Raw genomic sequence first — 11383 nt, 5'->3', positions numbered from 1 at the left:
ACTCTGTCTGCATCGGGTTTTCTTGATGATTATGGAAATTTCTTTTCTACAAAACAGACTTTTTCATAATCTAACCCGATGTACAACCCTTCTGTGAGATTTCCGCGTCGATGAAGAGAAGGACAACAGGAAGGCCGCTCAGCACATATCCGTATCGGGGCCGGAGAGCAGCATCTTGCGCACGCTGGCAAACGACCACGCTACTTCCTTCTGGGTTTTCTCCTCGGGTGGGTTGCTCAGTTTCCACCAACGCTCATACGCCAGCACTATCTGCTCCCCCAGACGCCGTCCCACCGCCCCTTCGTATTCCCGGCGCCGGGTGAAAACCGTCTCTGTGGCCTCCAGAAGCATCCGCGCCACATCCAGTTCGCCCTGATCGCACGCCTGATGAGCCAGAGCGAGCAGCCGCCGCGAAAGCCGTCGCGCGCCCTGATGCGGTGCCTCCGGCTCTTCGGAGGTGAGCCCCTGCGCCAGATCATCGCAACGGCGGCCATAATCAACCATGCGACCCCCTCAACTCTGGGAGGACTTCCTCAAGTCAGGCGAAAGCTTCTTCCCACGTGCCCAGCGTGGACGCGCGGCTGTATTCGGTGGAGCGGTTCTCGAAGAAGTTGGTGTGTTCCACCGCGTTCATCATGTCGTCGATCCACGGCAGCGGGTTTTTCGGCACGTCGTAAATCGGTGCCAGATCCATCCCGTCGAGCCGCCGGTTGGCGATGAAGCGGATGTACTGCTTCACCTCGGCGGCGGTCAGCCCCTTCACCGGCCCCATGGCGAACGCCAGATCGATGAAGCGATCCTCGTTGGTGACGATCTCTTCACACGCCGTATGGATCGCAGCCGCCACACCCTTCTTGTCGATCAGATGCCCGAACTCGGACATATAGGTTTTGAAGAGCTGTGTGATGGAGAGCACATGCAGCGTCTCGTCACGCACAGACCATGTGACGACCTGCCCCATGCCCTTCATGAGATTGTGGCGCGGGAAGTTCAGCAGCATGGCGAACGACGCGAAAAGCTGTAGCCCCTCCGTGAACCCCGCGAACACGGCCATGGAAAGCGCCGTATTGTAGTGATCATCCATGTTGAAGCGCTTGAGGAATTCGTGCTTGGCCGCCATCGCCTCGTATTCGAGGAAGGCTGCATATTCCGTCTCGGGCATGCCGATGGTGTCGAGCAGGTGTGAATACGCCGCCTGATGGATGCTTTCCATGTTGGTGAAGGCGGACAGCATCATGCGCACTTCGGTAGGCTTGAAACGCGGCATGTAGAGATCGATATAGGCGTTCTCGACCTCGGTATCCTGCTGCGTGAAGAGGCGGAAAATCTGCGTGACCAGATACTTCTCGGTCTCCGTCAGATTGTTGTTCCAGTCCTTGACGTCATCGCCGAGCGGGATCTCCTCGGGCAGCCAGTGCAGCGACTGCTGAACCTTCCACGCTTCATACGCCCACGGATATCGGAACGGCTTGTAGGACGCGCTCGGTGTGAGGAGATCGAAGTTCTTTTCAGCGGTCATGGGGCACCCGTGGCTGACAGGCGGCATCCGGCGCGAGGCCGATGTCGCACGAAGGAGTGTTTTTCCGGTTCATACCGGGAAGGGGCGCCCATTTCCACATTATATGAAGCGGTAAAGGCACCTAATTTTCAGGGATTTTCGTGTTTTACGTACACACGGAAAGCGTCGGCTCACGCCCACGCTTCAAGCTTCGCGTCTTCGCCTAAAGCCTTACTGGCAGGCGAGACATTCCTCGTAATTCCCACCAGCGGACGCTGCTGGCGTCTCGGTTTTCACCCGCTGGTCGAGATTGCTCACCGTGTCCGCGCGCTGAATGGAAAGCGAACGGCAGTAATAGAGCGATTTCACGCCCTTCTTCCACGCCTGATAGTGGATCTGGTGCAGATCGCGCTTGTGAACGTTGGCCGGCAGGAACAGATTGACCGACTGCGCCTGACAGATGAACGGCGCACGATCGGCCGCGTGCTCGATCACCCAGCGCTGGTCCAGCTCAAAAGCCGTCTTGAACACGTCCTTCTCGTCCTGACTGAGGAAATCCAGATGCTGCACACTACCCTTGTTCAGGGTGATGGACGACCAGATTTCCTCATTGTCCTGCCCTTTTTCGGCCAGAAGCTTCTTCAGGTGACGGTTTCGCACCGAGAAGGAACCGGAGAGCGTCTTCTGTAAGAACACATTGGCAGCAATCGGCTCGATGCCGGGGCTTGCGTTGCCCGCGATGATGGAAATCGACGCCGTCGGCGCAATCGCCATCTTGTTGGAGAAACGCTCCATCACGCCATACTCGGCCGCATCGGGACACGCACCGCGCGTCTCGGCCAGATGCTTCGACGCCGTGTCTGCCTGCTCGCGGATGTGTTTGAAGATCTTGCGATTCCAGACCTTGGCCATCACGCTCTCGAACGGGATGTTGCGCGCCTGCAGAAAAGAATGGAAGCCCATCACGCCCATGCCGACCGAACGCTCGCGCATGGCGGCATAGGCTGCGCGGTGCATCTCTTTCGGAGCCTTGTCGATGAAGTCCTGCAACACATTATCGAGGAACAACATGACGTCCTCAATGAACTGAGGATTGTCCTTCCACTCATCCCACGTCTCAAGATTGAGAGAGGACAGGCAGCAGACGGCCGTGCGTTCCTTGCCGTGATGATCGATGCCGGTGGGCAGCGTGATTTCGGCGCAGAGATTGGAGGTCTTGACCTCAAGCCCCGCCAGCTTGTGGTGCTGGGGCCGCGCGTTGTTCACGTGATCGGAATAGATGATGTAGGGCTCGCCCTGCTCCATTCGGGCCGTGAGGATACGGATCCACAGCGAGCGTGCAGAGATCTTGCGGATCACCTCGCCACTCTTGGGGGAGCGCAACGCCCACTCGTCATCCGTCTCGACCGCGCGCATGAATTCATCGGGCACCAGCACGCCGTGGTGCAGGTTCAGCGCCTTGCGGTTCGGGTCGCCGCCGGTGGGGCGACGCATCTCGATGAATTCCTCGATCTCGGGATGCCAGACCGGCAGATACACCGCCGCCGAACCGCGCCGCAGAGACCCCTGCGAGATGGCCAGCGTCAGGCTGTCCATCACGCGGATGAAGGGGATCACGCCCGAGGTCTTGCCGTTGCGGCCCACATTCTCGCCAATGGAGCGCAGATTGCCCCAATAGGACCCGATCCCGCCGCCACGCGAGGCCAGCCAGACATTCTCGTTCCACAGTCCCACGATGCCATCGAGGCTGTCGGACGCTTCGTTGAGGAAGCAGGAAATGGGCAGGCCGCGCGAAGTGCCACCATTGGAGAGGACCGGCGTTGCGGGCATGAACCAGTGGCGCGAGATGTAATCGTATAAGCGTTGGGCATGCGCGGCGTCCGCCCCGTAATAGGACGCCACACGGGCGAACAGATCCTGAAACCCTTCATCGGGCAGGAGGTAGCGGTTGTTGAGCGTGGCCTTGCCGAAATCGGTCAGCAGCGCATCGCGCGAACGGTCCACGCGCACGGGGTGGTGGCCGGGAAGCTGGACAATATCGTCGAGCATATCCGCCTCGAACAGGCTGCCCTCGTCATCCAGATGAGCGGCGGAAATCTCGGACTTGTCCATGATCAGGCTCACCTTAAAACGGCTCCATTCGTGCGGCAATGAACGGTCTGTGACGAGCCGGACGCAGAGGCATCAAAACGGCCAACCGACACAACATGTCGGTTGGCCGACGTTTACCAGCACAAGATATAGGGGTCGAGTTTAAAAAATGCTTGACGCGCCGTCTCCGTCCGCGTCGCCCGCAGGCGACTGCGAAAATTCTCAGAACGTTATTTTTTCGCCGCGCCAATAAGCCCCGAAATCTCCATCCGACGCCGTGACTCAGCAATCCCTTCCCCCACCGCCAGCGCCGCCGCCAGAGCGCGCCGACCGGCCGCGCCGTCCACGCCCACCGGCGCCCCGTCGAGACACGACGCCACGAATCCGGCGTGCTCGGCCTCCAGCGAATCATGCTCTTTCCACGACGCCGCTTCCCGTCGGAATCCGCCCGTGCCGGGAAGTGGCAGCCCGGCCTCACGCCCGATCAGCACCAGTTCCCGTTTGCCAAAATCGGCGGAGAGATAGCCCTCCTCGGAAAACAGCCGCATCTTGCGCTCGGTCTTGAGCGAAATCCGGCTGGCCGTGATGGTGGCAACGCACCCATTGGCGAATCGTACCCGCGCGTTGGCGATGTCCTCATGCTCGGAACTGACGGCGGCCCCGATGGCGTCCACCTGCTCGATATCGCTGTCCACGATGGCGAGGATGAGGTCTAGATCGTGGATCATCAGATCGAGAATGACCGACACATCCGTCCCACGCGGCTTGAACGGCGCGATGCGGGTCGCCTCGATATAGAGCGGGCGACGGATACGATGCGTAATGGCTTCATATTCCGCCGAGTAGCGCAGCAGATGCCCGACCTGAAGCACACGGCCCGCATTGGCCGCCAGCGTGATGAGTTCGTCCGCCTCCGCCAGTGTGGCCGCCATCGGCTTTTCCACCAGCACATGCCGGCCCGCCCGCAACGCCAGTTCGGCCAACCGGAAATGCATCTCGGCGGGGGCGGCGATGATGACGGCGTCCACAGCCGCAAACAGCGCGTCGAGATCGTCGAATACCTGCGAGCGCGATTCTTTTGCCAGCGCGGCGGCCCGGACAGGATCGGGATCGAACACGCCCACCAGCGTCTCACGCGGGCTGGCGGCCGATTTCAGTGCGTGAAAACGGCCAAAATGCCCGCATCCCACGAGCCCGACGCGCAAGGTAGCTGGAGCAGCGGCGTTGACCATCACATCACCCGAATCCGTTCATAAACCGGAGCGCAGGCAAGCACGCGCGGGGCACGGGGAAAAGAGCGCGGATGTCTGCCCTGCCGGGACAGGGCTTGCCGCAACCTGCGGACGGCATGGATGTTGAAGGGAAAAGGTTTCCACATTCCAAAAGGAGCGCGCCATGCCGTGGACCGTCGACGATGCCGAAAAGCACACGCACAAGGCCGACACACCGCATCTGCGGGAACTGTGGGTCAAGGTCGCCAACGAGCGGCTGGAGCATACGGGCGATGAAGCCCGCGCCATCCGTGAGGCCAATGCGGTCGTGGCCCGCAATCACGACTGAGGGGCGAGGTCTGAGCCCCGCCCCGCTCATTCAGGCCAGCTTGGCGGCAATCTTCGCCACATGGCCCCCGAGATATTTCGCACCGTCCAGCTCGGTCTGGCTCGGCTGGCGGGAGCCGTCCCCGTTCGCAATGGTGGTCGCCCCATAGGGCGAGCCGCCCGTGACTTCATCGACTCGTGCCTGCTCACTGAAGCTGTAAGGCAGGCCGCTGATGATGAGACCGTGGTGCAGCAGGTTGGTCAGGATGGAAAACAGCGTCGTCTCCTGTCCACCGTGCTGACTGGCGGTGGAGGTGAAAGCCGCGCCGACCTTGCCCACCAATGCGCCCGTGGCCCACAGGCCGCCGGTGCGATCCCAGAACTGCGCCATCTGCGAGGGCATGCGCCCGAAACGCGTTGGCGCTCCGACAATGATGGCGTCGTAGTTCGGAAGCTCCGCCGGATCGGCGATGGGGGCGGCCTGATCCAGCTTGAAATGACCGGCACGCGCCACGTCTTCAAGCACCAGTTCGGGCACGCGACGGATGTCCACATCCGCGCCCGCGCTGCGCGCGCCTTCGGCCACGGCCTGCGCCATGGTCTCGATGTGACCATAGGTCGAATAATAGAGAACGAGCACTTTCGTCATGGGAACACATCTCTCCTGTTCAGCGAGACGCTGCCTGCGCAGCAAAAGAGGTCATAAGGTTGCTGTAATCCGGGATATGAGCCGCAAACAGTTTGCCCAGCCCTTCGATATCGTTGCGCCAGTCCCGGTGCAGTTCGCCCGCCACGGCAAACCAGTTCATGAGCTGCGCCCCGGCCGCCTGCATCCGGCTCCACGCAGCGTTGCGGGTGATATCGTTGAAGGTGCCTGACGCGTCCGTCACCACGAACACGTCAAATCCTTCGGCCAGTGCAGACAAGGTTGGAAAGGCCACGCACACCTCCGTCACCACCCCGGCGATGATCAACTGCTTCTTGCCCGTCGCCTTCACCGCCCTGACGAAATCTTCGTTATCCCATGCGTTGATCTGCCCCGGACGGGCGATATAGGGCGCATCGGGGAACATCTCCTTGAGTTCCGACACGAGCGGGCCGTTGGGTCCATCCTCGAAACTGGTCGTCAGAATGGTGGGCAGCCCGAAGTAACGGGCGAGTCCTGCGGTCGCGAGCACATTGTTGCGAAATCGATCGGGCTCGATATCGCGCACGAGCGAGAGCAGACCGGTCTGGTGATCGACCAGAAGGACGGCGGCGTCTTCCCTGTTCAGACGATTGTAAGATTGGGTCATGGAACGGGTCTCCTGTCGTGAAAAGAAAACGGGCCCCTCTCCACGACAGGAGAGAGGCCCGCGTCTCAGGTCGTTGCCTTCGCGAAGGTGCCATTGCGGACATCCGCGATGGCCTGCTGGATTTCGGCCTCCGTATTCATCACCAAGGGACCGTATCCCGCGATCGGTTCGTTCAACGGCTGTCCGGTGAGGATCAGCAGCGTGGCATCGTCCTGCGCATGGAGCGAGACGCTCTCGCCCTCACGGCTGAGAAGCAGCACCTCTGCGTCCTGCGCGTTCTCGCTGCCCGCCACGGTGATCCGGCCACTGAGATCCACCACCATGGAGGTGTGACCTTCCGGCAGATCCAGCGTCACGTCCGCTCCGCGCTTGAGGCGTATGTCCCAGACATTGACGGGCGAGAAGGTGCGCGCCGGCCCCCTATGGCCCATGAACTCACCCGCGATCACCCGCGCCGTGCCCGCCCCATCCGGAAGGTCCACCACAGGAATGGTGTCGGACGTGATGGCCTGATAGCCGCCGGGAGTCATCTTGTCCTTCGCGGGTAGATTGACCCACAGCTGCACCATGCGGAACGGGCCACCCGTTCTGGCGAACGCCGGGGCGTGGTATTCCTCATGCAGGATACCACCACCCGCCGTCATCCACTGCACATCGCCCGGCCCGATGACGCCGCCATGCCCCGCCGAGTCCCGGTGCTCCACCTGTCCGTCATAGACGATGGTCACTGTCTCGAAACCGCGATGGGGATGCTGCCCCACGCCGCGGCGTGCCGTGGTCGGCTCGAAGTGATGCGGCCCTGCGTAGTCCAGAAGCAGGAACGGGCTGATGTGCTCACCGAGACTGCCGTAGGAGAAAAGCGAACGGACGGGAAAACCGTCACCCACCCAATGGCCGCGATCATTGCCGTAGCGGCCGAGAACCGTTTTGGTCGTGCTCATGATCCTGTCCTCCGATGCGGCCCACCTCTTTGCTGCGACCGCCTGACAAACAACATACGAACGCAACGCTCACGTCAGAAGTTTGTTATTCCCGACGCATCGTCCTATTTTCGCAACGATGATTGACCTCAACGATATGGCGCTGTTTGTCGCCGTGGTGGATCACGGCGGCTTCGCGCCCGCCGGACGCGCTCTGGGCCAGCAGAAGTCCAAGCTGAGTCGCCGCATGGCCCTTCTGGAAGACCGGCTGGGCGTGCGCCTGCTCAACCGTTCCTCACGCCATTTTTCTGTCACCGACATCGGTCGCGCCTATTACGACCGCTGCCTTGCGATGCTGGTGGAAGCCGAAAGCGCCGAGCTTGTCGTGGCGGAAGCCCGGGCGGAGCCGCGCGGCCTGATCCGCATGAGTTGCCCGGTCACGCTGCTGAGCTTTCAGTTTGGCGCGCTCATCAGCCGCTTCATGGTGGAAAACCCGGCGGTCGATATCCGGCTGGAGGCCACCAACCGCCGGGTGGACGTGATCGCGGAGGGTTTCGACCTCGCCATCCGCGTGCGCTTTCCTCCCCTCGCCCCATCCGATCTTGTGATGCGCAAACTCGATGACAGCACCCAGTGCCTCGTCGCCAGCCCCCATCTACTGTCAGCACCCCTAGCCTCTCCCGCCGATCTGGGGACGCTGCCCGCCATCGGCTGGACCTCATTGCTGGACGATCATGCGTGGGATTTGCGCCATGCGAGCGGTGAACACGCGAGGGTGCCCTATCGCCCACGCCTGACCACGGACGATCTGGCTGTACTGCGTGACGCGGCCCTGGCAGGCGTGGGCGTGGCGCAACTGCCCACCCTGATGGTGCATGATGATCTCGCTCACGGGCGGCTTGTCTCCGTTCTGCCGGACTGGCGGCCGCCGGTGGGGCTGGTTCATGCCGTGTTTCCCTCCCGGCGTGGTCTTCTGCCGTCGGTGCGCGCGTTGGTGGATTTTCTGGCGCATGCGTGCGCGGCCCAGCGGCTGGACGCCTTCCCTCCGCAGGAGTAAGTGCCGCGCGTGCATGGCTCACTCCCACCCATGCGCGTGGCGATATTGGGAAAATCCCAAGAAAATGCCCACATACAGGCCTCAGAGGCCAGTGCGGCAACACGAGCGGTCCCATGCCGCCCGGACCAAGACAGGCAGGTCCACACCGCATCCCCGGATGCCTGTCCGCATGAGGAAGATTTGACCGATGACGACCCAGACGGCGGGCAATGATGCCCTTCTCTCCCAACTGCGCAGCGTGGTGGGCCACGCGCACATCTTCACGAGCGAGGAATCGACTTACCGCTTCACGCACGGTTTCCGCTTTGGTGCCGGCAAGGTGCTGGCCGTGGTGCAGCCCGGCTCGCTGATCGAACTGTGGAAAATCGCGCAGGCCTGCGTGGATGCCGACAAGATTCTCATCATGCAGGCGGCCAACACCGGCCTGACCGGCGGCTCCACGCCTGATGGCAATAATTACGACCGCGACATCGTGCTGGTCAGCACGGTGCGGATCGACAAGTCCTTCCTGATCGGTGACGGCAAGCAGGTGGTCTGTCTGCCCGGCGCACGGCTGTATGAGCTGGAAGAAAAGCTGGCCGCCATCGGGCGCGAGCCGCATTCGGTCATCGGCTCATCCTGTATCGGCGCGTCCGTGCTGGGCGGCGTGAGCAACAGTTCCGGCGGCGCGTTGGTGCAACGTGGACCCGCCTATACGGAAATGGCCGTGTTCGGGCAGGTGGGCGCGGACGGCAAGCTGCGGCTGGTCAACCATCTGGGCATCCAGCTTGGCAACGATCCCGAGACCATTCTCACGCGGCTGGAGGCGGGCGATTTCCCGGCTGCCGATATCGACTGGCATGCCGGCCGCGGTCATGACGACAACTACATCACCCATGTGCGTGAGATCGACGCCGACACACCCGCCCGCTTCAACGCCGATCCGGCCCGCTGGCATGACGCGGCGGGCTGCGCGGGCAAGCTCGTGGTTTTCGCCGTGCGTCTCGACACTTTTGAAGCCCACAAGAACACCTCCGTGTTCTATATCGGCTCCAACAGCACGGACGAACTGGAAGACCTGCGACGCCATGTGCTGACGGGGTTTGAGGAACTGCCCATCGCGGGGGAATACATCCACCGCGATGCGTTCAACATTGCCGAGAAATACGGGAAAGACACGTTTGCGGTCATCCGTTATTTCGGCACGAAGTTCCTGCCGAAGATGTTCGCCATGAAGTCGCGCTTCGACATCTTCGCGCAAAAGTTCAGCTTCCTGCCCGATCATCTGAGTGACCGGATCATGCAGGCGATCAGCACCGTGCTGCCGCAGCAGCTTCCCAAGCGGATGCTGGACTACCGTGATCGCTTCGAACACCATCTGATGCTCAAGGTCTCAGCCGAACTGGCCGGACCGATGCGGGACTATCTCAAGACGTATTTCGGCAAAGCGACCGGTGAGTTTTTTGAATGCACGCCCGATGAAGGCACACGCGCCTTCCTGCACCGTTTTGCCGCCGCGGGTGCGGCCGTGCGCTACCGCGCGGTGCATCACAAGGAAGCCGAAGACATTGTGGCGCTGGACGTGGCGCTGCGCCGCAACGATCGCAACTGGTTCGAGAAACTTCCTGCCGAGATCGAGAACAAGCTGATCGTGAAGCTGTATTACGGGCATTTCCTGTGCCATGTGATGCATCAGGATTACGTGGTGAAGAAAGGCTACAACGCCATGGCCGTGGAGCACGAAATGCTGCCCGGCCTGGACGCGCGCGGCGCGCGCTATCCGGCGGAACACAATGTGGGCCATCTCTATCAGGCGCCCGACAACATGCTCGCGCATTACCGTGAACTGGACCCGTGCAACTGCATGAATCCGGGTATCGGCAAGGCGACCAAGCGCAAGAACTGGGTCGCGGAAAGCGTCTGACGCTTCCGTTTTCTGTCCGCGGTTGGGATGGGACCGGGCTCTGCCCGGACCCGGAAGGGATCAATGATCCCATCATCCTGATATTTTAGTAAATCCTTGATTTCCAAAGGCATCGGCCTTTGGTAGGGCAAGGGCAGTCCTTACAGGCGGCCGAGACGATCGATGATGACCTCGTAAGCCGCCTCCACCTCGCAATGACGCAGGAACAGCACATTGCGCGGCAGATCGGTGATCTGCCACCAATCCACCACCGTCATGCCCATGGTCAGTTCGCTGCCCGTCTCCACACGCACATTGACCTCACGTCCACGATAAAGATCGGGGCGCAGCAGCCACAGCACTGTATTGGGATCGTGCAACGGTCCGCCATCGGTGCCGTATTTCGTGGCTTCGAACCGCTTCTCGAATGCCAGCCAGTCCGCCACCACCGGCCCGACACGATTGGGAATGGCGCGGATGCGCGCAAGCCGGGCGGCGGAGGTGTGCAGAGTGTGCGTCACATCCAGCGGCAACATGGTGATCGGCACACCCGATTCCAGAACGATGGCCGCGGCATGTGGGTCCACATATATGTTGAATTCAGCGCAGGGGGTGATGTTCCCCACCTCCGAGAACGCACCCGACATGGTGACGATCCGCCCCAACCGAGACCGCAAAGCAGGTTCGCGGGACAGGGCAAGCGCCAGATTGGTCATGGGGCCGATGGCGCAGACGGTGATCGCGCCCGGCTCATGCGCCATCACGGTGCGGATCAGGAAATCGACCGCATGTTCCGGGTTGGGTTTTACAGCAGGAGCAGGAAGATCGGCGCCTTCGAACCCGGTGCGGCCATGCACATGGGTGGCATTGACGGGCGCGCGCAGCAGCGGCCTGTCGGCTCCCGCATGAATGGGAACATCCGATCGTCCCGCCAACTCCACTGTCTTGAGGGCATTGATGGTGGCCTGTTCCACCCCGACATTGCCCGAAACGGTGGTGACGCCCAGCAGATCGATTTCGGGGCTGGCCAAGGCAAGCAGAATGGTCAGGGCGTCGTCCTGACCGGGATCGGTGTCGATGATGATTTTCATCGGCATCGGCC

Annotated in this window: 11 protein-coding genes; 3 read left to right on the top strand and 8 right to left on the bottom strand. The window is 61.6% G+C overall.

Features of this window, described 5'->3' with window-relative positions:
* Positions 1–138: 138 nt before the first annotated feature.
* From GOB87_RS12315 to GOB87_RS12300, 4 genes are all read right to left on the bottom strand, one after another.
* Positions 139–504, bottom strand: coding sequence for a hypothetical protein (locus GOB87_RS12315; protein ID WP_166317214.1), 366 nt, complete (start codon positions 502–504; stop codon positions 139–141).
* Between the two features lie 34 nt (positions 505–538).
* Positions 539–1519: a ribonucleotide-diphosphate reductase subunit beta gene (locus GOB87_RS12310; protein WP_166317211.1), complete on the bottom strand. Its 981-nt coding sequence runs from the start codon at positions 1517–1519 to the stop codon at positions 539–541.
* A 210-nt stretch (positions 1520–1729) separates the two neighbouring features.
* The gene (locus GOB87_RS12305) at positions 1730–3610 is read right to left on the bottom strand and encodes a ribonucleoside-diphosphate reductase subunit alpha (RefSeq protein ID WP_166317226.1); all 1881 of its coding nucleotides are present in this window, start codon (positions 3608–3610) and stop codon (positions 1730–1732) included.
* Positions 3611–3819: 209 nt separating this feature from the next.
* Positions 3820–4821 (bottom strand): Gfo/Idh/MocA family protein, encoded by a 1002-nt coding sequence (locus GOB87_RS12300; protein WP_166317208.1) that lies wholly within the window; start codon positions 4819–4821, stop codon positions 3820–3822.
* A gap of 163 nt (positions 4822–4984) precedes the next feature.
* On the opposite strand from GOB87_RS12300, the gene GOB87_RS12295 reads away from it, so the two are divergent.
* Positions 4985–5149: a hypothetical protein gene (locus tag GOB87_RS12295; RefSeq protein WP_166317205.1), complete on the top strand. Its 165-nt coding sequence runs from the start codon at positions 4985–4987 to the stop codon at positions 5147–5149.
* Between the two features lie 30 nt (positions 5150–5179).
* Here the strand turns inward: GOB87_RS12295 and wrbA are convergent, their stop codons facing one another.
* The 3 genes from wrbA to GOB87_RS12280 all read right to left on the bottom strand — a co-directional run bounded on the left by wrbA (position 5180) and on the right by GOB87_RS12280 (position 7363).
* Positions 5180–5776: an NAD(P)H:quinone oxidoreductase gene (wrbA, locus tag GOB87_RS12290; protein WP_166317202.1), complete on the bottom strand. Its 597-nt coding sequence runs from the start codon at positions 5774–5776 to the stop codon at positions 5180–5182.
* Positions 5777–5795: 19 nt separating this feature from the next.
* The gene (ycaC, locus tag GOB87_RS12285; protein WP_166317199.1) at positions 5796–6422 is read right to left on the bottom strand and encodes an isochorismate family cysteine hydrolase YcaC; all 627 of its coding nucleotides are present in this window, start codon (positions 6420–6422) and stop codon (positions 5796–5798) included.
* A 65-nt stretch (positions 6423–6487) separates the two neighbouring features.
* Entirely contained in the window at positions 6488–7363 is an 876-nt protein-coding gene (locus tag GOB87_RS12280; protein ID WP_166317196.1) for a pirin family protein, read from the bottom strand.
* A 118-nt stretch (positions 7364–7481) separates the two neighbouring features.
* On the opposite strand from GOB87_RS12280, the gene GOB87_RS12275 reads away from it, so the two are divergent.
* Positions 7482–8399, top strand: coding sequence for a LysR substrate-binding domain-containing protein (locus tag GOB87_RS12275; RefSeq protein WP_166317193.1), 918 nt, complete (start codon positions 7482–7484; stop codon positions 8397–8399).
* A 187-nt stretch (positions 8400–8586) separates the two neighbouring features.
* A complete protein-coding gene (gene dld, locus GOB87_RS12270) occupies positions 8587–10302 on the top strand; it encodes a D-lactate dehydrogenase (protein ID WP_166317190.1) in 1716 nt (571 codons plus the stop codon).
* A gap of 140 nt (positions 10303–10442) precedes the next feature.
* Here dld and GOB87_RS12265 read toward each other — a convergent pair whose 3' ends face one another.
* Complete coding sequence (locus GOB87_RS12265; RefSeq protein ID WP_166317187.1) at positions 10443–11372, bottom strand: nucleoside hydrolase; 930 nt, start codon at positions 11370–11372, stop codon at positions 10443–10445.
* Between the last annotated feature and the right edge of the window lie 11 nt (positions 11373–11383).

Origin of the sequence: Acetobacter estunensis, assembly GCF_011516945.1 — a bacterium.
Classification (GTDB): Bacteria; Pseudomonadota; Alphaproteobacteria; order Acetobacterales; family Acetobacteraceae; genus Acetobacter; species Acetobacter estunensis.
This window is presented reverse-complemented; position numbering and strand designations above follow the sequence as displayed.